Annotated in this window: 15 protein-coding genes and 1 pseudogene; 14 read left to right on the top strand and 2 right to left on the bottom strand. The window is 67.3% G+C overall.

Annotated elements, in window-relative coordinates:
- Positions 1 to 85: 85 nt before the first annotated feature.
- The 7 genes and pseudogenes from F6S87_RS06130 to proC all read left to right on the top strand — a co-directional run bounded on the left by F6S87_RS06130 (position 86) and on the right by proC (position 8,715).
- Positions 86 to 955, top strand: coding sequence for a pyridoxamine kinase (locus tag F6S87_RS06130; RefSeq protein ID WP_163227768.1), 870 nt, complete (start codon positions 86 to 88; stop codon positions 953 to 955).
- Between the two features lie 178 nt (positions 956 to 1,133).
- The gene (locus F6S87_RS06135; protein WP_163227769.1) at positions 1,134 to 2,462 is read left to right on the top strand and encodes an O-acetylhomoserine aminocarboxypropyltransferase/cysteine synthase family protein; all 1,329 of its coding nucleotides are present in this window, start codon (positions 1,134 to 1,136) and stop codon (positions 2,460 to 2,462) included.
- A 120-nt stretch (positions 2,463 to 2,582) separates the two neighbouring features.
- Positions 2,583 to 4,115, top strand: a complete 1,533-nt coding sequence (locus tag F6S87_RS06140; RefSeq protein ID WP_163227770.1) for an ABC transporter ATP-binding protein — start codon at positions 2,583 to 2,585, stop codon at positions 4,113 to 4,115.
- A complete protein-coding gene (locus F6S87_RS06145; RefSeq protein ID WP_163227771.1) occupies positions 4,112 to 4,879 on the top strand; it encodes an energy-coupling factor transporter transmembrane component T family protein in 768 nt (255 codons plus the stop codon). Before F6S87_RS06140 ends, F6S87_RS06145 begins: the two co-directional genes overlap by 4 nt.
- 183 nt (positions 4,880 to 5,062) lie before the next feature.
- Positions 5,063 to 5,815 (top strand): ABC transporter ATP-binding protein, encoded by a 753-nt coding sequence (locus F6S87_RS06150; protein WP_231129404.1) that lies wholly within the window; start codon positions 5,063 to 5,065, stop codon positions 5,813 to 5,815.
- 174 nt (positions 5,816 to 5,989) lie between these two features.
- Positions 5,990 to 7,855 (top strand): annotated as a pseudogene (locus F6S87_RS06155) (FtsX-like permease family protein); the annotation flags it as partial.
- A 59-nt stretch (positions 7,856 to 7,914) separates the two neighbouring features.
- Positions 7,915 to 8,715, top strand: a complete 801-nt coding sequence (gene proC, locus F6S87_RS06160; RefSeq protein ID WP_163227774.1) for a pyrroline-5-carboxylate reductase — start codon at positions 7,915 to 7,917, stop codon at positions 8,713 to 8,715.
- An 11-nt stretch (positions 8,716 to 8,726) separates the two neighbouring features.
- Here proC and F6S87_RS06165 read toward each other — a convergent pair whose 3' ends face one another.
- The gene (locus F6S87_RS06165; protein WP_163227775.1) at positions 8,727 to 10,064 is read right to left on the bottom strand and encodes an alpha/beta fold hydrolase; all 1,338 of its coding nucleotides are present in this window, start codon (positions 10,062 to 10,064) and stop codon (positions 8,727 to 8,729) included.
- Positions 10,065 to 10,355: 291 nt separating this feature from the next.
- On the opposite strand from F6S87_RS06165, the gene adhP reads away from it, so the two are divergent.
- The 3 genes from adhP (at position 10,356) to F6S87_RS06180 (ending at position 14,072) form a co-directional block, all read left to right on the top strand.
- Entirely contained in the window at positions 10,356 to 11,375 is a 1,020-nt protein-coding gene (gene adhP, locus F6S87_RS06170; RefSeq protein ID WP_163227776.1) for an alcohol dehydrogenase AdhP, read from the top strand.
- A gap of 174 nt (positions 11,376 to 11,549) precedes the next feature.
- On the top strand, positions 11,550 to 12,644 hold the full coding sequence (gene ychF / locus F6S87_RS06175) for a redox-regulated ATPase YchF (RefSeq protein WP_163227777.1): 1,095 nt from the start codon (positions 11,550 to 11,552) through the stop codon (positions 12,642 to 12,644).
- A gap of 192 nt (positions 12,645 to 12,836) precedes the next feature.
- Complete coding sequence (locus F6S87_RS06180; RefSeq protein ID WP_231129405.1) at positions 12,837 to 14,072, top strand: alpha/beta hydrolase; 1,236 nt, start codon at positions 12,837 to 12,839, stop codon at positions 14,070 to 14,072.
- 137 nt (positions 14,073 to 14,209) lie between these two features.
- Here the strand turns inward: F6S87_RS06180 and F6S87_RS06185 are convergent, their stop codons facing one another.
- Positions 14,210 to 15,685, bottom strand: coding sequence for a DUF349 domain-containing protein (locus tag F6S87_RS06185; RefSeq protein WP_163227778.1), 1,476 nt, complete (start codon positions 15,683 to 15,685; stop codon positions 14,210 to 14,212).
- A 151-nt stretch (positions 15,686 to 15,836) separates the two neighbouring features.
- Here F6S87_RS06185 and hisS point away from each other — a divergent pair, with 151 nt between their 5' ends.
- The 4 genes from hisS (at position 15,837) to F6S87_RS06205 (ending at position 21,153) form a co-directional block, all read left to right on the top strand.
- A complete protein-coding gene (gene hisS / locus F6S87_RS06190; RefSeq protein WP_163227779.1) occupies positions 15,837 to 17,228 on the top strand; it encodes a histidine--tRNA ligase in 1,392 nt (463 codons plus the stop codon).
- Positions 17,229 to 17,298: 70 nt separating this feature from the next.
- Positions 17,299 to 19,098, top strand: a complete 1,800-nt coding sequence (aspS, locus tag F6S87_RS06195; RefSeq protein ID WP_163227780.1) for an aspartate--tRNA ligase — start codon at positions 17,299 to 17,301, stop codon at positions 19,096 to 19,098.
- 180 nt (positions 19,099 to 19,278) lie between these two features.
- Positions 19,279 to 20,070, top strand: coding sequence for an alpha/beta hydrolase (locus F6S87_RS06200; RefSeq protein WP_163227781.1), 792 nt, complete (start codon positions 19,279 to 19,281; stop codon positions 20,068 to 20,070).
- 303 nt (positions 20,071 to 20,373) lie between these two features.
- Complete coding sequence (locus tag F6S87_RS06205) at positions 20,374 to 21,153, top strand: amino acid ABC transporter ATP-binding protein (RefSeq protein WP_163227862.1); 780 nt, start codon at positions 20,374 to 20,376, stop codon at positions 21,151 to 21,153.
- The last annotated feature ends 9 nt before the right edge of the window (positions 21,154 to 21,162 follow it).

Genomic DNA, 21,162 nt, shown 5'->3' on the forward strand with positions numbered 1-21,162 from the left:
TTTCGCCGTGAGATTCGCCAAACCGCACACGATGGCCTACAGTTTGTGCTGGAAAGTCACCAACCGAGAAACCATGGAGGCACCCATGAGCGTGACGCTGTATAACCGCAATCCCGACTACATTCCGCGCATCGCCGCCGTCCACGACATGTGCGGATACGGCAAGTGCTCGCTGACCGCGGCCATCCCGATCCTGTCCGCCGCCGGCTGCGACGTGTGCCCGGTGCCGACCGCGCTGTTCTCCGCGCATACCCGCTACGAAGTCTTCACGATGCACGACACGACCGACATCCTCGCCGGCTACCTCGACGCCTGGAAGCAGGAAAACGTCGACATCGACGGCGTCTACTCCGGCTTCCTCGGCTCGGCCGAGCAGGTCGCCATCATCCAGCGCCTGTACACCGAGTATCCGAAGTCGCTGCGCCTCGTCGACCCGGTCATGGGCGACGGCGGCAAGATGTATCCGACGTACACGCTCGAGATGTGCGAGGCGATGGGCGCGCTGGCCGACGGCGCCGACGTCCTCATGCCGAACCTGACCGAGGCCTCCATCCTGACCGGCCGCGACTACGAGGGCCAGAACCTCGACGACGCGCAGGTCACCGACATGCTGGACGCCCTGCTCGGCCTCGGCGCGAAGAACGTCGTCCTCAAGGGCATCGACCGCGAGGACGGCCGCCTGCGCAACTACGTCGCCTCCGCCGTCGAGGGCGCCGGCAAGAAAACCGAGCTCGTCCACGAAAAGATGCCGTACATGATCCACGGCACCGGCGACGCGTTCGCCTCCGCCCTCATCGGCGCCGTCATGGCCGGCCGCGACCTCGCCGAGTCGGCCCGCATCGCCGGCGAATTCGTCCGTCACTCGATGATCAACACCAGGCACCAGCCGAACTTCGAGGAGCGCGGCGTCAGCTTCGAGCTCAACCTCGCCGACCTGACCGGCCTCGTCGACTGATCCGACTGGCCTGTCCGGCGTGTCGCGGAAGGAATTTCCGGACGGCGATCCGTGCCGGACAAATCGTTGATAATCCGGTATAGGCAATCGCGATAACTCCTGGCTTGCATTGGAAACGCCCGAATCCATAGGGTGGGGGACAACCAGTCGTCCAATCCCCGCAAGTCAGGAGCCCACCGTGACCAATACCAACGAAACCGCCAGGCCGAAGTACCATTTCGAGACGCTGCAGCTGCACGTCGGCCAGGAATCGCCGGACCCGGCGTCCGACGCCCGTGCCGTGCCGATCTACCAGACCACCAGCTACGTCTTCCACGACTTCGACCACGCCGAGGCGAGGTTCGGCCTGGCCGACGCCGGCAACATCTACGGCCGCCTGACCAACACCACGCAGGGCGTGTTCGAGGACCGCATCGCCGCGCTGGAAGGCGGCGTGGCCGGCCTCGCCGTCGCCTCCGGCGCCGCCGCCGTCGAATACGCCCTGCGCAACATCACGCAGACCGGCGACCACATCGTCTCCGCCAAGAACATCTACGGCGGCACCTACAACCTGCTGCGCCACACGCTCGAACGCGACGGTATCGCGACGACGTTCGTGAATGCCTCCGATCCCCGGGAATTCGAGGACGCCATCCGCGACAACACGAAGCTCGTCTACTTCGAGACGTTCGGCAATCCGAACGCCGACCTGCCCGACTTCGAGGCCATCGCCGAGATCGCCCACCGCCACCACCTGCCGGTCATCGTCGACAACACGTTCGCCACGCCCTACCTGTTCCGTCCGCTGGAGCACGGCGCCGACATCGTCGTCGAGTCGGCGACGAAGTTCATCGGCGGTCACGGCACGACGCTCGGCGGCGTCATCGTCGAGGGCGGCAACTTCGACTGGGCGGCAGCGCCGGGCAAGTTCCCGACGCTGACCGAACCGGACCCGTCCTACCACGGCCTCAACTTCTACGAGGCGCTCGGTCCCGCCGCCTACGTCACCCGCATCCGCGCCATCCTGCTGCGCGACACCGGCGCCACGCTCTCGCCGTTCGCCGCGTTCCTGCTGCTGCAGGGCACCGAGACGCTGTCGCTGCGCGTGGAACGCCACGTCGAGAACGCGCTCAAGGTCGTCGAGTACCTGCAGACGGTGCCGGAAGTCGAATCCGTCTCCCACCCGGCTGTCCCGGGACGCCCCGACCACGACCTCTACGAGCGGTACTTCCCGGACGGCGGCGGCTCGATCTTCACGTTCGACATCAGGGGCGGCAAGGACGCGGCGCGCGTCTTCATCGACAACCTCGAGCTGTTCAGCCTGCTCGCCAACGTCGCCGACGCCAAGAGCCTCGTCATCCATCCGGCCTCGACGACGCATTCGCAGGAGACGCCGGAGGAACTCGAGGACCAGGGCATCCACCAGGGCACCATCCGCCTGTCCATCGGCACCGAGCACATCGACGACATCCTCGCCGACCTCGAACACGGCTTCGAGGCGGTCCGCGCCAGCGGCCTCGCCCGGTAACCCGCTCCGTCGGCGGCGAAGACGGCGGCGTTTGACCGCCTGAGCGCGTACTCTATAATACTGACTATTCGAAGTGCTAGGGGTATTCAGCGCAAGCCTTGACGGTAACGGGAGAGTGGTGTGGCCGACGTAATAACCGTGATGAATCTGGGCTGGCAGTATGCGCCGCTGCTGGAAGGCGGCCAGCCTGTCACCGGACTGAGCAACGTGAGTTGCTACGTGCCCGAGGGGTATTTCACCGGCGTGGTCGGTCCGACCGGCGCCGGCAAGACAACGTTCACGCGGGCGCTGGCCGGCGTCATCCCGCACATGCTCGACGGCGAAATGAGCGGATTCGTGCGCATCGCCGGCATGAATGTCAAGTCGACGTCCGTCGCAAACATTTCCCGCAAGGTCGCCTACGTGAGCCAGAACCCGCAGTGGCAGCTGTTCGCGTCGACCGTCGAGGAGGAGATCGCGTTCCCGCTCGAGAACCGCGGCATGCCGCTCGACGAGATGAAGAAGCACGTCGACGATGTCATGGACCGCCTGCACATCGCCGGCCTGCGCCACCGCGACCCGACGACGCTGTCCGCCGGCGAGGCCGAGCGCGTCGCCATCGCGTCGGCCCTCGTCGCGCAGCCCGACGTCCTCGTGCTCGACGAGGCGACGGCCGCCCTCGACGCCGACGGCAAGCGCGACCTGTTCGCCGCCATCGCCGACATGCGCCGCACCCGCAAGATGGCCGTCATGCTCGTCGACCAGGACACGTCCGGCATGGCCCGGTGGGCCGACTCGATCTTCCTGCTCGTCAACGGCGAGATCATCCGCCGCACCACGCCCGACATCTTCGTGCGGGAACAGGCGCTGCTCGAATCGGTCGGCGTCGTCACGCCGCAGCCCGACGACCAGGCGCCGTCATGGGCCGTCGAGAAGGACCGTCCGGCCGACGTCGCCATTGACCTGTCCCACGTCAGCGTCGACTATCCCGACGCGCTGCCCGGCCAGGCGCCGGCGCTCAACGACGTCAGCCTCGAGATCGCGCGCGGATCGTTCACGGCCGTCACCGGCGGCAACGCCTCCGGCAAGTCGACGCTCGTCAGGCTGTTCAACGGCCTCGTGCGCCCGTCGCACGGCTCCGTCACCGTCGCCGGCCGCAAGGTGCGCAGGAAGTCGGTCGGCCAGATGGCCCGTGTCGTCGGCTACGTCTCGCAGAACCCCGACGAACAGCTGTTCTGCAAGACGGTCCGCGACGAGATCGCGTTCGGCCCGCAGAAACTCCACCTGAAGGACGACGAGGTGCGCCGCCGCGTCAACGAGATGCTCGGCCTGTTCGACCTGTACGCGATCGAGGACATCGCGCCGTCGTCGCTGAGCTACGGCGAACGCCGCGCCGTCGCGCTCGCGGCGACGCTGGCCATGCATCCGGACATCCTCGTGCTCGACGAGCCGACGGCCGGCCTCGACCGGCGCCTGTCCGGCAGGCTCCTCAACATCCTCGCGCGCCTCAACCGCGAGGGCACGACCATCGTCATGGTCACGAACGACCGCGTGGCGATCGGCCGCCATTGTTCGCATGTTGTCCGGCTCGACGGCGGCAATCTCGTCGAGAGCGGACGGATCGTGCCGGTGTCGGCGACGACGAGAGGAAAGGACGGCGGACGAGCCGCATGAACGCAGAATTCTATGTCCGGGGCCACGGATGGCTCCACCGGATGGACCCGCGCGTCAAGTGCTTCATCGTGCTGGCGACGGCCGTGATGAGCTGCGTGTGGGGCAACCTGATCTTCCTCGCGGCGGTCCTCGTGCTGCTGCACCTGTTCCTGCTGCTCGACCACACGCCGGCCGGTCGCGTCGGTCACCTGTGGCGGTGGCTGCTGCCGGTCGACATCGTCGTCTTCGCGGTCATCGTGCTCGCGTGGCGGGTGGCCGACGGCACCGTGCTGTGGGACCTCGACTGGGTGAAGCTGACGGCCGAGTCGCTGACCGTCGCCGGCGTCGTCGTGCTGCGCATCTCGAACATCGTCGTCGCCTGGTTCCTGATGCTGTTCACGACGAGTCGCACGCAGTGGATCAACGGGCTGGCGCGCTTCGGCGTGCCGTTCCGGGGCGGCGTGGCGTGGACCAGGTTCCTGAACTACCTGCCGCAGTATTTCGCCGTCAAGCGCGAGATCGTCGCCGCCGAGCAGACGAGGGGACTGACGGGCGGCTTCTGGTCCGGCTCGGCGATCTCGGCGTCCGCGAACGCGAGGATCGACCGGCGCACGGCCCGCGTCGACCGCGCGATGCGCGAGCGCGGCGCCGGCATGACGCTCGACGGCAAGCGCCGCCGCACGCAGTACCTGCCGGTCAGGATGCGCGGCGTCGACTGGTTCGAACTGTTCGTCGCGCTGCTCGTCCTCGCCGCGGTCATCGTCATGATCTGTCTGGGCTGGTAGCGTCCCGCATCGTGTCATGGCACGATTCATCCCGCCGGATGAGCGCGCGGGAATCGTGCCCATCCCGCAGGATGACGTCCACGGCGACGCAGGCCGGAAATAATCCCGGGGGCCGACGCGACGGCCCGCCGGGATTTTCTATGCTCGCTTCCATCAACGGATCCAACCGCGATGGAGGACACGATGGCATACACGAACACGACAGTCATCCAGGCCATTGGCCTGACGAAGGACTACGGCGACGGCGAGGCGGCCGTCCATGCGCTGCGGGACGTCGACGTGGCGTTCGAACAGGGGAGATTCACGGCGATCATGGGGCCGTCGGGTTCCGGCAAGTCGACGCTGATGCACACGCTCTCCGGCCTCGACACCGTCACGGCCGGCGAGGTGATCTTCGACGGCCGCGACATCACGAAGCTGAACGACAACGAGCTGACGCTGATGCGTCGTCACGACGTCGGCTTCGTCTTCCAGAACTTCAACCTGCTGCCGATGTTCACGGCCGAACAGAACATCCTGATGCCGCTGACGCTCGCCGGCGAGAAATCCGACCGGGAATGGTTCGACCGGCTGACGACCACGCTGGGCCTGACCGACCGGCTGCGGCACCGGCCGAACGAACTGTCCGGCGGCCAGCAGCAGCGCGTCGCGATCGCCCGCGCGCTGATCACGAAGCCGAAGGTCGTCTTCGCCGACGAGCCGACCGGCGCGCTCGACTCGGCGTCGAGCGCCGAGGTCCTCGGCTTCCTGCGCGGCTCGGTGCGCGAATTCGGCCAGACCGTCATCATGGTCACGCACGATCCGGTCGCCGCCTCCTACGCCGACCGGGCGCTCGTCGTCGCCGACGGCCGCATCGTGCGCGACATTTCCGACCCCGAGGCCGCCGCGATGAGCGAGCTGCTCACCGACATCCGCGACCTGAAGACGGCGAGGTGAACGGCGATGTGGTCGATTACGTTCCAGCTCATGAAGAAGAACGCGAGGATGCTCGTGCCCGCCGGCATCGCCATCCTCGTCGGCTCGGCGTTCATCGCCGGCACCTACCTGTTCGGCAACGCCATGCGCCAGATGCTGTATGGCGACGGCGGCCCGCTCGCCAACCACGCCGACGAGACGCAGATCGTCACGACGTTCCTGCTCGCGTTCGGCATCCTCGCCCTGCTCGTCGCCGCGCTCGTCATCGCCAACACGTTCCAGGTGCTCGTCGCCCAGCGCCGGCGCACGCTGGCGCTGCTGCGCACGATCGGCGCGAAGAGCGGCCAGCTGTACCGGTCGGTCGTCCTCGAGGCCGCCTTGCTCGGCCTGATCGCCTCGGCGCTCGGCGTGCTCGCCGGCTGGGGCGCGATGGCGGCCGTCTCCGCCGTCGTGCCGCACCTCGGCGGCGACTTCGCCAACATCCACGTGCCCGTCATCCTCAGCTGGCAGGTCGTCGTCATCCCGATCGCGTTCGGCACCGTCGTCACGATGCTCGCGTCCTGCGGCGCCGCCCGGTCGGCGACGGCCGTCAGCCCGCTGGAAGCGCTGCGGCCGATCGACCTGTCCGAACGCGCGTCCGCGCGCCGCGGCCGCGCCGTCATCGGCACGCTGCTGCTCGTCGTCGGCGTGGCGCTCGCCGTCTACGGCGCCGTCGCGCTGACGCAGGCGATCCATTCGCCGCAGGGCCTGAGCGACGCGGCCGCCAACACGACGCTGCTGAGCGCCGTCGCCGGCTGCGGCCTGACGTTCATCGGACTCGTCGTCACGGCGACGTTCTGGATGCCGGTGCTGATGAAGGGCGCATGCGCGCTCGTCTCGCGCATCGGCCCGTCGTCGGCCGTCGCCGCCGCCAACGTGCGCAAGAATCCGCGGCGCATCGCCGCGACCGGCACGGCCCTCCTCATCGGCGTCACGCTCGTCTCGACGATCGCCACCGGTGCCGCCACGCTGAAGGCAACGATGGGAGAGACGCTCGATTCGCGCTATTCGGTCGACTTCGCGCTCTCCGGCGCCACGCTGACCGAGACGACGACGGACAAGCTGGCCTCGACCGAGGGCGTCGAGGCGTCGGTCAGCGGCCCGACCGCCTACGCGACGATGACCGACGACGGCCACGAAGTCGGCGTGCTGCTCGTCGGCGTCCCGTCCGTCGACGCGCTGGCCTCCGTCATGCACACCGACCTGTCCGGCGTCACGCTCGACAGCGGCCAGGTGCTGCTGCAGTCGGTCAGCGCCGTCTACGGCACGACATTCGCCGGCGGCACGACCGCGACGTTCGACGTCTCGTCGTCGGCGGCCGGCACCGCCCTGTCGACCGACGAGGCCGCCGACGCGACGAAGGCCGTCACGCTGTCGACCGAGACACGCGACTTCAGGAGCATCTCGACGATGTACGCCAGGGTCGGCTTCGTCAACGAGTCGATGTTCGCCGACGGCACGCTGCCGTCGACCGGCAGGATGGTCATGCTCAGGCTCGCCGGCGACTCGTCGGCCCAGTCGGCGACAATCCAGCGGCTGACCGCCGAACTCGGTGACGTCGACGGCCTCGACGTCACCGGGCCGGTCGTCATGAGGATGATCTGGAACGCGATCATCGACAAGTTGCTGCTCATGCTCGTCGCGCTGCTCGCCGTCGCCGTGCTCATCGCGCTGATCGGCGTCGCGAACACGCTGAGCCTGTCCGTCATCGAACGCACCCGGGAGTCGGCGACGCTGCGCGCCATCGGCATGACGAAGGGACAGTTGCGGCGCTCGCTCGCCGTCGAGGCGCTCGTCATCTCGGTGACGTCGTCGATCACCGGCCTCGTCGTCGGCACCGCGTTCGGCTTCCTCGGCTCGTACATGGTGATGAGCAGCTTCTCGACGCTCGTCTTCACCGTCGACTGGGGCCAGTACGGCCTGATCCTCCTCGTCGCCGTCGTCGCCGCGCTGCTCGCCAGCGTCTTCCCGGCCCGGCGAGCCACGAAGACCAGTCCCGTCGAGGCGCTCGCCGAGGCGTGAGGCGCGCTGCCGAGTACACTCGAAACCATCGTTGTTTCCCGATCACGGAAGGTGCCGGCATGGCTACTCTTGGTTTCATTGGATTCGGCAACATGGCGCAGGCCATCGCCCAGGGACTGACGGACGCCGGCGCCGTGCGCGGCGCCGACATCGTCGCCTGCGCCGCCCACTTCGACAGGCTCGAGAAGAACACGGCGAAGTTCGGCGCCGTCGCGCTCGCCGACGCGGCCGCCGTCGCCGAGCAGGCCGACATCGTCGTCGTCGCGATCAAGCCGTACCAGATCGAGGCGGTCGTCGGCCCGCTCGGCGACATCCTCGCCCGCGACGACAAGTTCGTCGTCTCGATCGCCGCCGGCTGGACGCTCGACGACTACGCGAAGCTGTTCGGCGAGGAACTCGCCTCGCGCATGCACATCCAGTGCACGATCCCGAACACGCCGATGGCGGTCGGCAAGGGCGTCCTCGTCACCGAGACGTCGAACACGCTGACCGACGCCCAGACGGCCGAGTTCGAGCGGCTGTTCTCGGCGATCTCGCTCGTCGAGCGCGTCGACGCCGCCCACATGGGCATCGGCATGTGCATCGCCGGCTGCGCGCCGGCGTTCACCGACATGTATCTCGAGGCGCTCGGCGACGCCGGCGTCAAGTACGGCCTGCAGCGCGCGACCGCCTATAGGCTCGCCGCGAAGATGATCGAGGGCGTCGGGGCGCTGTACCTCGCCACCGGCGAGCATCCGGGCGCGATGAAGGACGCCGTCTGCTCGCCCGGCGGCACGACGATCAAGGGCGTCGCGTCCCTGGAGGACAGCGCCTTCCGCGGCGCCGTCATCAAGGCCGTCGACGCCATCGAGCAGGCCTGAGCGGGCCGGTACTAGAACAGTCCGGCGAGGTCTCCGCGGTTCAGGGCCTCGTCGAACAGGTGCCTGAACACGACGTCGCCGTGGACGCCGTCGTGCTCGAACTCGTTGGTCACCCAGGCGTGCGAGTTGCCAATGCGCGACAGCGTGTCCAGCGACAGCTCGCTGGGGACGTACATGTCGTCGTAGTAGACGGCGGCCTGCAGCGGCACCTCGTTGCGCCCGAGGACGTCGGGCCTGTAGATGACGCCGAAGTCGGTGGACTGCATCATCTGGTCGACGGCCGACTTGAACGGCAGCAGCGCGCGTTCCTGGCTGAACATCCACGGGAAGACGGCCTCGCCCGTCAGCATCAGCGGCCGGCTGTCGGTCGCGAACTGCGGCATCGCGGCGCACACGTGCGCGGCGGCCCAGTCGATCGGCTCGTCGAGCTCGCCGTTGGCGTAGATGAACTCCTGCAGCGGCCAGTACAGCGGATGGGAATCGGTCGCCGTCATCACGTCGAACAGGAACCGGTCGGTCAGCCTGCTCGACTCGCTCGCCGAGCCGTCGCCGGCGGCGAACGCGCCGTCGAGGATCCAGTGGACGCGCTCGAAGCTCGGCTTCATGCCGAACGAGCTGCCGAGCGTCTGCAGCCGCTCGACGGTCAGCGGGTCGCCGTTCGGCAGCGTCGTCGATTCGTTCGCCACGCGGTCGGCGATGATGGCGAGCCGTTCGGCGTCCTCCGGATAGCGTTCGTAGAACGCCTTCGTCTTCGTTTCCATCTTCGGGAACGTGTGCTCGTACAGTTCCCTCGCGTTGCCGGGAACGTGCGGAATGCCGCCGGTCGTGAAACTCGCGACGATGCCCTCCGGAAACAGCGACAGGTAGGTCAGCGTCAGGAACCCGCCGTAGCTCTGGCCGAGCGTCGTCCACTTCGCGCCGCCGAATTCCGTCAGCCGCAGGTGCTCGAAGTCGCGCACGATCGAGTCCGCGAGGAATCGTTTCAGGTAGTCCGATCCCTCCGCCCCGGTCATCTGCGCGACCACCCGGCCGTCGACGTGACTGGAGCGGCCGGTGCCGCGCTGGTCAGGCAGCACGATCCTGAAATGCCTGACGGCCTCGGCGATCCAGCCGTCCGACGACGGATCGAGCGGTCGCGGGCCGGCGCCGCCGGGGCCGCCCTGCAGGAAGACGAGCAGCGGCAGGTCGTCGTGGACATGCTCCGGCGCGCAGATCACGCGATAGAACAGCGAGAGCCGTTCGCCGGTGAACCCCTCGCCGGGAGTCCTGTCGCGCCAGTCCAGCGGCACGACGGTCGAATGGTCCTCGACGTGCAGGCCGGGGACGGTATAGCTCGTGAGCAGCGTCATCGTGGATCGGATTCCTTTCCGCCCGGCCGGACAGTCCCGCCGGGCAATCGCGTCCAGTGTAGTCGACCGGCCTTCGCGATCGGCGTGCCGTCGCGCCGGCGGACGCGCAGCCAGTCGTCGGGGCCACGATCCGTCCGTGCGACATGCCGCTCGTTGACTGGACGACATGCGGTATTTTCGTGGGATTTGTGCATTGATCGGTGAACAGGCTTGGCCTATGCGGCATTTCATGGTTGAATTGGGCGTCGAGACCGCGCGAAGGGGCGCGGCAAGACCAACGAAGGGATTGTCATGAAGGCTGTTGTTGTCAACGCGGAGGGTAACGGCATCGAGGTCGTCGAGCACGAGAAGCCGACGATCGGTCACGACGAGGCGCTCGTCAAGGTCGAGTACTGCGGCGTCTGCCACACCGACCTGCACGTCGCCCACGGCGACTTCGGCAAGGTGCCGGGCCGCATCCTCGGTCACGAGGGCATCGGCATCGTCGAGGAGATCGGCGACGAGGTCACGTCGCTCAAGCCGGGCGACCGCGTCTCGATCGCGTGGTTCTTCGAGGGCTGCGGCCACTGCGAATACTGCACGACCGGCCGCGAGACGCTGTGCCGCGACGTCAAGAACGCCGGCTACTCGGTCGACGGCGGCATGAGCGAGTACGCGAAGGTCACGGCCGACTACGCCGTCAAGGTGCCGGAAGGCCTCGACCCGGCCCGGGCCTCGTCGATCACCTGCGCCGGCGTCACCACCTACAAGGCGCTCAAGGAAGCCGGCATCGCGCCGGGCCAGTGGATCGTCATCTTCGGCGCCGGCGGTCTGGGCAACCTGGCCATCCAGTACGCGAAGAAGGTGTTCAACGCGCGCGTCGTCGCCGTCGACATCAACCAGGACAAGCTCGACCTCGCCAGGGAAGTCGGCGCCGACATCGTCATCAACGGCAAGGAAACCGAGGACGTCGCCGCCGAGATCCAGAAGCTGACCGGCGGCTGCCACGGCGCCGTCGTCACGGCCGTCTCGAAGGTCGCGTTCAACCAGGCCGTCGACTCGGTCCGCGCCGGCGGCACCGTCGTCGCCGTCGGCCTGCCGTCCGAGTACATGGACCTGAGCATCGTCAAGACGGTCCTCGACGGCATCCGCGTCGTCGGCTCGCTCGTCGGCACCCGCAAGGACCTCGAGGAGGCGTTCGACTTCGGCGCCCAGGGCCTCGTCGTCCCGGTCGTCGAGACCGTCCCGGTCGACGACGCCCCGGAAGTCTTCGAGGAAATGGCCGAAGGCAAGATCCAGGGCCGCAAGGTCCTTGACTTCTCGCGCGTCTGAGATGTCGCCGGCCCGGGGGCCGCCCTGTCACGCAGGACGGCCCCCGGGCATTTGCCATGTCGCGCACCCGGGCTTCCGGCCCGGATGCGCGACATGATGCGTTCGGGAGCCGCGCCGTGGCCATGCGGCACGAATCGTCCCGTAATGACGGCTGCCGGCGGTAGGGTAGGAGGCATGTCTCTTACTATCGGAATCGTCGGCCTGCCGAATGTCGGCAAGTCGACCATGTTCAATGCGCTGACGCGCAACAACGTCCTCGCCGAAAACTATCCGTTCGCGACGATCGAGCCGAACACCGGCGTCGTGCCGCTGCCGGACAACCGGCTGCCCGTCCTCGCCGGACTCGTGCACACCGAGAAGATCGTCCCGGCGACGGTGACGTTCGTCGACATCGCCGGCATCGTCAAGGGCGCCTCCGAAGGCGAAGGCCTCGGCAACAAGTTCCTCGCGAACATCCGCGAGGCCGACGCGATCTGCGAAGTCGTGCGCGCGTTCGAGGACGACGACATCGTCCACGTCAACGGCAAGGTCGATCCGTCCGACGACATCGAGACGATCAACACCGAGCTGATCCTCGCCGACCTGCAGACGATCGAGAACGCGCTGCCGAAGCTCGAGAAGGACCTGCGCGGCAAGAAGATCGAGCCGTCATACTTCGAGGCCGTCAAGAAGGCCAAGGAGATTCTCGAGTCCGGCCGCACGATCGACGAGGCGGCCGCCGCCGGCGAAATCGACAAGGCCGACGTCTACGACCTGCACCTGCTCACCGCCAAGCCGTTCATCTACGTCTTCAACGTCGACGACGCCGAGCTGGCCAACGACGAGCTCAAGGCGAAGCTGGCCGCGTCCGTCGCGCCGGCGCAGGCGATCTTCCTCAACGCCCAGTTCGAGGCCGAGCTCACCGAGCTCGACGAGGCGGACGCCCGCGAGATGCTCGAGGACGCCGGCCTGACCGAATCCGGCCTTGACCAGCTCGCCCGCGTCGGCTTCGACATCCTCGGCCTGCAGACGTTCCTCACGGCCGGCGAGAAGGAAGTGCGCGCCTGGCAGATCAGGAAGGGCGCCACGGCCCCGCAGGCCGCCGGCGTCATCCACACCGACTTCGAGAAGGGCTTCATCAAGGCCGAGGTCGTCTCCTATGACGATTTCGTCGCCGCCGAAGGCTCCATGCCGAAGATCAAGGAGGAGGGCAAGCTCCGCCTCGAGGGCAAGGACTACGTCATGCAGGACGGCGACATCGTCGAGTTCAAGTTCAACGTGAGCAAGTAATTCCGCGACGAGTCGCCCCCGTTTCTTGTGACGGCTCCGGGCCTCTGGCCCGGAGCCGTCACAAGAAGGAGGACGGCACATTGCACGCCGTCATGCACAAGCTTCCGGCCGGAGTCGAAAACAGGCGGCAACCGGTTCATCGAATTCGCCGACGGACGACCGGCGGGAGACACGTGGCCTACGATGGTGGCCATGACCAATTCAACGACGAATACCGCACCGACCATGGCCGGCACGACGGAGAACCCCTTCCCGCTGACCAGATTCACCGACGCCCACCAGCTCGACCCAATTCCCGCCATCGCCGACGTCGCGAACCACTGGACCGAAACCGACGGCGACCTCAAGGCGGCCGTCGCCGCCGGCACGATCGACGAACGGCAGGCACAATCCATCCGCAACAGCCGCGTCGCCACCGCCGACTTCGACTGGCCCCGCACCGACTACTGGCACGTGCCGTGCGACGTCGACGTCGTCGCCGACCTGCCGTACCTGCCCGACGGCGGCTACGATGCCGAGGCCGGCCAGGTACGCGGCCACCTGCTCGACCTCTACCTGCCGCACAAGGCCATCGTCACCGGCGGCACGGCGCTGCCGGTCTTCGTCGACATCCACGGCGGCGGCTTCAACTACGGCTACAAGGAACTCAACCGCAACTTCTGCACGCACCTCGCCGCGCAGGGCTTCGCCGTCTTCAACCTCAACTACCGGCCATACCCGCAGACGACGCTGCTTGGCCAGCTCGCCGACATCCAGGCCGCGCTGACGTGGCTGCGCGCGCACCTGGGCGACTTCCCGGTCAGCCACGCGAACATCTTCCTGACCGGCGACTCGGCCGGCGGCTTCCTCGCCTGGGCGACGATGCTGATCGAACGCAACGCCACGCTGGCGTCGTCGCTCGGCTTCCAGTCGGCGAGCGGGATGCCGATCGCTGGCGCCGCGCTCGTCAGCGGAGTCTATGACATGCGGCCGACCGGTGACATGCGGCCGACCGGTGACATGCGGCAAGCCGGCGACGCGGACGATTCATGCGCCGCGGCGCTGTCCGAGCGCCAGCGCCTGACCGACATGACGGGGGAGAAGCTGTTCGCCGGCATCCCCGGCGACAGCCCGCTGCTCGACCCGATGACCGCCGTGCGCTCGACGCTCGCCGCGCAGACGGACGGCGCGACCGGTTTCCCGCTGCCGCCGGTCTACCTGCAGACGAGCAGCGACGACTTCATCGAGTCCCAGACGCTCGAACTGGCGACGGCGCTCGCCGCCGCGACGGCCCGTGACGGCTCGCGCGCCGACTTCGAACTCTCCGACGTCAAGGTCGCCCCGACGGCCACGCTCGGCCACGTCTTCCCGGTCTGCATGAGCTGGCTGCCCGAAAGCCAGCATGTCCTCGCCGCCATTCGCGACTTCGCCTACGCCCGCTGCCGCTGAATCACCGTCGCGCACCGCCAGGAAGAGGACCCGGGAACACGACAATACGGCAATGGGGTGTCGCCAGCCTTGGCTGGCGACACCCCATTGCGTGCGGCATCCGCTTGCATTTCAGCGCATGGCGCTGGTCATGCGACTCACTTGATGGCGTTGAGCCACTGCTCCTTCGTGGCCTTTTCGGCCTCGAGCTTGGCCTTCTTCTTCGGATCGGTCTCGGCGGCGATCTTCGCGTCGAGTTCCTTGAGCTGGGCGTTGAGCTGGCCCTCGAAGGAGGAGACGCGGGCCTCGGCCTCCGGATCCGACTTCTTCCACGCGGACTCCTCGACGGCCCTGATCTGCTTATCGACGGCGTCGAGGCGGTTCTCGATGCGGCGCATGTCGTCGCGCGGCACGTAGCCGATCTGGTCCCACTCGTCCTGGATCTCGCCGAGGGCCTTGCGGGCCTTCTTCGCGTCGGCCTCGGTCTTGACCGGCAGCAGCGCCTCGGCCTTGACGAGCAGCGCTTCCTTCTTCGCGAGGTTCTCCTTCTCGGCGGAGGAGGTCTGGTCGCGGTCGGCCTGGCGGGCGTTGAAGAACGTGTCGGCGGCCTCGCGGAACTGCGCCCACAGCGCGTCGTCCTCGGCGCGGCCGGCGCGGCCGGCCTGCTTCCAGCGGGCCATCAGGTCGTTGAACTTGCGCGAGGTGGCGGCCCAGTCGGTCGAATCCTTGATCTCGTTGGCCTCGACGATGATCGCTTCCTTCGCCTTCTTGGCGGCGGCGCGTTCGGCATCGCGGTTCTGCGCCCACTTGCGGCGCGCCTGGTTGAACGTCGTGCGGGCCGTCGAGAAGCGCTTCCACAGCGCGTCGGCCTCGGCCTTGTCGATGCGGATCGTCGTGCGCTGGTGCTCCTGCCACTGGTCGAACAGTGCGCGGAACTTGTCGGCCGTCGAACGCCAGTTCGTGTTGTCGCCCAGGCCGGCGGCGAGCGCCTCGGCCTTCTCGACGATCGCCAGTCGCTCGGCCGTCGCCTTCGCGATGGCCTCCTGGTGGGCCTTGGCCAGCGCCTGCTTCTTCTCGTCGGCCTCGACCTTCACCTTGACGAACTGCTGCTGCAGCGCCGGAATGTCGCCGACGACGTCCGGCTTGGCGATTTCCTCGGCGAGCGCCGACAGCGTCTCGTTGATTTCCTTCGGCTTGACGGAGGTGTTCTTCAGGCGCGACTCGAACAGGTCGAGCTTCGACTTCAGGTCGAGGTAGCGGCGGGCGTACAGCGCCAGCGCCTCTTCCTTCGACGCGTCCGGGAACTGGCCGACTTCGCGCTCGGTGTCGTTGTCCTTGACGTAGACCGTGCCGTTGTCGTCGACGCGGCCGAACGATTCGGCCTTCTTGATCTCGGCTTCCGAATAGCCGTTCGACGCGGGGGCCGTGTGCTGGTGGGCGCCGGCGAACGCGGCGGCCGGCGACGGCATGTGCGCCTTCATCGCGGCCGGCGAGGGCGCGGCGGGAGCTGCGGGGGCCTTCGGCGCGGCAGCGGCCTCCGGAGCCGCGGCAGCCGGGACCGGCATGGCGGCGGCCGGTGCGGCCTGCTCGGTCGGGTTGGTGGTTTCGGAATCGGTGACGGTGTTGTCGGCCATGAGTCAGCTCCTTAGCTTCAGTGACGGCAGAGCGGAACGATTCGCACGACCCGCTGGCGGACATGCGGCCAATCGTTCCCAGTTGGGAGTCAAGTCTAGGCATGACCCCCGATTACGCGTTTATACGCAACTCCCCATATTATAGAGAAACGTGGCAAAAGGTTCATCTATTTCAGGATTTCCAGAGTGGCTCCCCTCTGAACGCGTAGTGGAGCAGCGTGTCATCGATACGCTCCGGACGATTTTCGAGCTCAACGGCTTCATCGGGATCGAGACCCGCGCCGTCGAACAGGGCTCGAGCCTGCTCAAGAAGGGCGAGACCAGCAAGGAGATCTACCTGCTGAGCCGCCTGCAGGATGTCGGCAACGAGAACGACACCCCGGTCGAGGAGCGTCTCGGCCTGCATTTCGATCTCACGGTGCCGCTGAGCCGCTACGTCGTCGAGCACTCCGGCGACCTCGCGTTCCCGTTCAAGCGCTGGCAGATCCAGAAGGTCTGGCGCGGCGAGCGCCCGCAGGAGGGCCGCTTCCGCGAGTTCGTCCAGGCCGACATCGACGTCATCGGCAACGGCGAGCTGCCCGACCACTACGAGGTGGAACTGCCGCTCGTCATGGTGCAGGCCCTCGAGGAGCTGCGCCAGTACGGCCTGCCGAAGGCCACCGTCCACGCCAACAACCGCAAGCTGTCCGAGGGCTTCTACCGCGGCCTGGGCCTGACCGACATCGAGGGCGTGCTGCGCGAGATCGACAAGCTCGACAAGATCGGCGGCGAGGAAGTCGCGCGCCTGCTCGAGGAAACATGCGGCGCGACGGCCGACCAGGCCAACGCCTGCCTCGAACTGGCCAACCTGACGGCCGACAACGGCGCCGACCTGACCGACAAGTTCAATGCGCTGTGCGAAATCCACCACATCGCGTTCGATTCGGATGCCTACCTGCTCGCCAGGGAAGGCCTGGACACGCTCGCGATGATCGTCGACGAGGCCGCCAGGCTGCGCCCCGGCTCCGTCATCGCGGACCTGAAGATCGCCCGCGGCCTCGACTACTACACCGGCTCCGTCTACGAGACGTTCCTCGAGGGCGCCGACTCGCTCGGCTCGATCTGCTCGGGCGGCCGCTACGACAACCTCGCCTCGCAGGGCAGCAAGAAGTATCCGGGCGTGGGACTGTCCATCGGCCTGTCGCGCCTCGTCTCCTACATGCTGCACACCGCCGGTGCCGTCGCCTCCCGCGTCTCGCCGGCCGCCGTCATGGTCGCCGTCTGGGACGAGAACATGCGTCCGGCCTGCAACCGGATCGCGCAGGCGTTGCGCGGCCGCGGCATCGCCGCCGACGTCGCGCCGACCGCCGCGAAGCTCGGCAAGCAGATCAAGTACGCCAGCAAGCTCGGCATTCCGTACGTCTGGTTCCCGGCCGACGCCACCGAGGATGGCTCCGACAGCGACGAGGTCAAGAACATCGTCACCGGAGAGCAGGTCGCGGCCGATGTCCAGTCGTGGGAGCCGGATACGCTCTATGCCCAGCAGACGGTGACGATTCAGTGAAAATAGACTCCCTCCCCGGAGGGCGTCCAGAATGGAAGAATCGTTCGAAAACAACAAAAAGTGAGGAAGAATGAGCCAGTCGGCTTACCGTACACACCATGCGACCGACGTGACCGAGGATCTCGTCGGCCAGCGCGTCAAGCTTTCCGGTTGGGTTGACCGCCGGCGCGACCACGGCGGCGTCGCCTTCATCGACCTGCGCGACAGCTCCGGCCTGGTGCAGGCCGTCATCTACGACGAGGAGATGGCGCGCCCGCTGCGTTCCGAATACGTCATCGAGCTCGAGGGCGAAGTCCGCCTGCGTCCCGAGGGCAACGAGAACGACCACCTGGCCACCGGCAAGATCGAGATCGTCGCCGACAAGATCGACGTGCTGGCCAAGTCCGACGCGCTGCCGTTCCAGGTGTCCACGGCGCTCGAGAACGAGTCCGAGAACAAGCTGCCGGGCGAGGACGTGCGCCTCAAGTACCGCTACCTCGACCTGCGCCGCCCGTCCATGCAGAAGAACCTCAAGCTGCGTTCCGACATGGCCAAGGCCGCCCGCAACGAACTCGACAAGCTCGGCTTCACCGAGGTCGAGACGCCGACGATGATCAAGTCCACGCCGGAAGGCGCCCGCGACTTCGTCGTCCCGGCCCGCCTGGTGCCGGGCTCCTGGTACGCGCTGCCGCAGTCCCCGCAGCTCCTCAAGCAGCTGCTCATGGTCTCCGGCGTCGAGCGCTACTACCAGCTCGCCCGCTGCTACCGCGACGAGGACTTCCGCGCCGACCGCCAGCCCGAGTTCACGCAGCTTGACATGGAGATGGCGTTCGTCGACCAGGAAGACGTCATCGCGATCGCCGAGCAGGTCATCAAGGCCGTCTGGGGCGCCGCCGGCTACGACGTCCAGCTGCCGCTGCCGCGCATCACGTGGCAGGAAGCGATGGACAAGTACGGTTCCGACAAGCCGGACCTGCGCTTCGGCAACCCGCTCATCGAGCTGACCGACTACTTCAAGGACACGCCGTTCCGCGTGTTCCAGGCTCCCTACGTGGGCGCCGTCCTGTTCAAGGGCGGAGCCGCCACGCCGCGTCGCCAGTTCGACGCGTGGCAGGACTGGGCCAGGCAGCGCGGCGCCAAGGGCCTCGCCTACGTCGTCTTCGGCGAGAACGGCGAGCTCAAGGGCCCCGTCGCCAAGAACCTGTCCGAGGAGGAGCGCAATGGCCTGCGCGAGGCCGTCGGCGCCGAGGAAGGCGATGCCGTGTTCTTCGCCGCCGGTGCCCGCGAGAGCGCCCAGACGCTGCTCGGCGCCGTGCGCGTGGAGCTCGCCGACCGCGCCGGCCTGCTCAAGCCGGACGACTTCGCGTTCACGTGGGTCGTCGACTTCCCGCTGTTCAAGCGCACCGACGATCCCGACGACGACGACGTCGCCGTCGGCCACTCCCAGTGGACTTCCATGCACCACCCGTTCACGATGCCGTCGAAGGACTGGATCGACACGTTCGACAAGGATCCGGAGCACGCAATGTCCGATTCGTACGACATCGTCTGCAACGGCAACGAGATCGGCGGCGGTTCCGTGCGTATCCACCGCGACGACATCCAGGACCGCGTCCTCGATGTCCTCGGCATCGGCGAGGACGAGGCCAACGACAAGTTCGGCTTCCTGCTCGAGGCGTTCAAGTACGGTGCTCCGCCGCACGCCGGCCTGGCCTTCGGCTGGGACCGCGTGGCCGCGATCCTCGCCGGCGCCGACTCGATCCGCGACGTCATCGCCTTCCCGAAGGCCGGCGGCGGCCGCGACCCGCTGACCGGCGCCCCGGCCCCGATCAGCGCCGAGCAGCGCGCCGAGACCGGCGTCGACTACGACCCGGACGAGGACGAGGACTGAGATTCCGTCGGCCCGATGCCGTCGGACCATCACGTTGGGGTGTCACGATCCAGTGATCAAATCACGGGATCGTGACACCCCTTCTGTTTGCCGGGGCGTGCCGGTAGCTGAATGGAACGGACGCCGAGACGTTTCCTGCCTACGATGGCCTCGACAATCGAACATGCGGGAGGAATGACGATGACGAAGGCAACGGATGCGGTGAACGAGACGGCGGAGGTCGTGCGCGACGGACTCGAGTTGCACGTGAGGATCGACCGGCCGTACGGCGACGAGGACCGGCCGAAGCACGCCGTGCTGATGATGCACGGCCTGCTCGGCGACTCGGGCTACGCCGACGGCAACCTGCTGCAGGAGCTGGCCGACCGGTTCGTCGCCAACGACTGGATCGTCGTGCGTTTCGACTTCAACGGCCACGGCAAGTCCGAAGGCGACTTCGCGGCCGCCGACCTGTACAACGAGACCGAGGACGCGATCGCCGTGCTGGACTACGTGCGCGGTCGTGACGACGTCAGGGACATCGCGCTGCTCGGCCACTCGGCCGGCGCCGTCGTCGCCGGCATGCTCGCCGGCATGTATCCGGACGTCGTCAGGGGACTGGCGATGCTCTCGCCGGCCGCCTCGCTCAAGGACGACGCGATGCGCGGACTGCTGCTCGGCGTCTCCTTCGATCCGGTCCACGTGCCGGAAACGATCGCCGTCGCCGACGGCCGCGTGACGATCGACGGCAAGTTCGTGCGCATTGCCCGCACGCTGCCCGTCTACGAAATGGCCGCGCGGTTCCATGGGCCGGCCCTCGCCATCCAAGGCGACAGGGACACCGTCATCACCGAGGCCTGCGCGAAGCAGTACGGCGCCGCGATGACGCGCTGCGCCGTCTCCACCTATTCCGACCTCACGCACGCGTTCGACGGTGCCGACCGCGACGTCGCCGAGGCCGAGGCCGTCCAGTTCCTGCTCGCGCTCGACTGATTGCCGGGGGAGGCGGACCCCCGTCCTCCGGCGACGGTTGCCGGTGGCCGGCCGGCCGGACAGCGTCGTCCGGCATGCCCGGTATTTGATTCACCGGAATAAAGTTTCGTGGGAATCGTTTGAAACGACCGTAATTTATAAAGGATTGGTGCAGGGACGATCCGTCCGTTGAGATGCGGCGCCGCGTGCGCTACGTTGGGACGGGACGAGTGTCCCGAAACCACCCCCTTGTGTAACGAGGGGGGTATGCATCCCCGTTACACTGGGCCGTTAGACTGATTGCTTATGACTCAAAAGACTGAAATGAATTCCCCCGCGGGCATCCAGCCCGTCATCGAGGACGACGCCAAGTACCTCGTGGAGCTTGAACACGTCGAAAAGCACTTCGGCAACCTCCACGTGCTCAAGGACATCAATCTCAAGGTGAAGAAGGGCGAGGTGCTCGTCATCGTCGGACCGTCCGGTTCCGGCAAGTCGACGATGTGCCGCACGATCAACCGCCTCGAGACCATCGATTCCGGCGTCATCCGCATCGACGGCCAGGCGCTGCCGCAGGAAGGCAAGCAGCTCGCCCAGCTGCGCGCCGAGGTCGGCATGGTGTTCCAGTCGTTCAACCTGTTCGCCAACAAGACGATTCTCGACAACGTCACGCTCGCACCGATCAAGGTGCGCGGCATGGACAAGATGGCGGCCGAACGCGAGGCGATGGACCTGCTCGCCCGCGTCGGCGTCGATTCGCAGGCCGAGAAGATGCCGTCCCAGCTCTCGGGCGGCCAGCAGCAGCGCGTCGCGATCGCGCGCGCCCTGGCCATGCACCCGAAGGTCATGCTGTTCGACGAGCCGACCTCGGCGCTGGATCCGGAAATGGTCAACGAGGTCCTCGACGTCATGGTCGAGCTCGCCAAGGAAGGCATGACGATGCTGTGCGTCACGCACGAGATGGGCTTCGCCCGCAAGGCGGCCGACCGCATCGTGTTCATGGCCGACGGCCAGATCCTCGAGGAGGGCACGCCCGACGAGTTCTTCGAGCATCCGAAGACCGAGCGCGCCAAGGACTTCCTGTCGAAGATCCTGACGCACTGACGCATTGAC

Source organism: Bifidobacterium choloepi, from assembly GCF_010667615.1.
GTDB classification, from domain to species: domain Bacteria; phylum Actinomycetota; class Actinomycetes; order Actinomycetales; family Bifidobacteriaceae; genus Bifidobacterium; species Bifidobacterium choloepi.

Coding starts and splice junctions, on each gene's coding strand:
- F6S87_RS06130 (WP_163227768.1), top strand. CDS start 86: ATGAGCGTGACGCTGTATAACCGCAATCCCGACTACATTCCGCGCATC.
- F6S87_RS06145 (WP_163227771.1), top strand. CDS start 4,112: ATGAACGCAGAATTCTATGTCCGGGGCCACGGATGGCTCCACCGGATG.
- F6S87_RS06150 (WP_231129404.1), top strand. CDS start 5,063: ATGGCATACACGAACACGACAGTCATCCAGGCCATTGGCCTGACGAAG.
- proC (WP_163227774.1), top strand. CDS start 7,915: ATGGCTACTCTTGGTTTCATTGGATTCGGCAACATGGCGCAGGCCATC.
- F6S87_RS06165 (WP_163227775.1), bottom strand. CDS start 10,064: ATGACGCTGCTCACGAGCTATACCGTCCCCGGCCTGCACGTCGAGGAC.
- adhP (WP_163227776.1), top strand. CDS start 10,356: ATGAAGGCTGTTGTTGTCAACGCGGAGGGTAACGGCATCGAGGTCGTC.
- ychF (WP_163227777.1), top strand. CDS start 11,550: ATGTCTCTTACTATCGGAATCGTCGGCCTGCCGAATGTCGGCAAGTCG.
- F6S87_RS06180 (WP_231129405.1), top strand. CDS start 12,837: ATGACCAATTCAACGACGAATACCGCACCGACCATGGCCGGCACGACG.
- F6S87_RS06185 (WP_163227778.1), bottom strand. CDS start 15,685: ATGGCCGACAACACCGTCACCGATTCCGAAACCACCAACCCGACCGAG.
- aspS (WP_163227780.1), top strand. CDS start 17,299: ATGAGCCAGTCGGCTTACCGTACACACCATGCGACCGACGTGACCGAG.
- F6S87_RS06200 (WP_163227781.1), top strand. CDS start 19,279: ATGACGAAGGCAACGGATGCGGTGAACGAGACGGCGGAGGTCGTGCGC.
- F6S87_RS06205 (WP_163227862.1), top strand. CDS start 20,374: ATGAATTCCCCCGCGGGCATCCAGCCCGTCATCGAGGACGACGCCAAG.